Origin of the sequence: Paraburkholderia sp. EG304 (genome assembly GCF_046543485.1) — a bacterium.
In the GTDB taxonomy this organism is placed as follows: Bacteria; Pseudomonadota; Gammaproteobacteria; order Burkholderiales; family Burkholderiaceae; genus Paraburkholderia; species Paraburkholderia youngii.
Window position 1 is genome coordinate 1 of record NZ_JBKGUA010000440.1, and the last position, 256, is coordinate 256.

A 256-nucleotide genomic window follows, 5' to 3' on the forward strand; every position below is an offset into this window, starting at 1 on the left:
CTCCTGCCGTTGCGCTGGTTGGTCGACTCCGGCGGGCGTTGGCCTCCGCTCGGATAGCCCAGGTGATGTTTTAGCTCGGCGCCCAGCGCACGCTCGATCAGCGCCTTCTTGAACGCCATCGAGGCTGCCTGCACCGCTTCCGCCGTCATCGGACCCTTCACGAACTGATCGATGAGCTCCTCTGGAATCGCGGGCAGCTCAGGCGGGGGCGCAGACCCTGCTTTTGGTTTGCTTGGCATACATGCTCCTTTGGGTA

The 256-nt window shown here is 63.3% G+C and carries 1 pseudogene; it reads right to left on the bottom strand.

From position 1 onward, the window contains the following. Nucleotides 1–239, bottom strand: a pseudogene (locus tag ACLFKU_RS44645) (IS256 family transposase); the annotation flags it as partial. Nucleotides 240–256 lie beyond the last annotated feature (17 nt).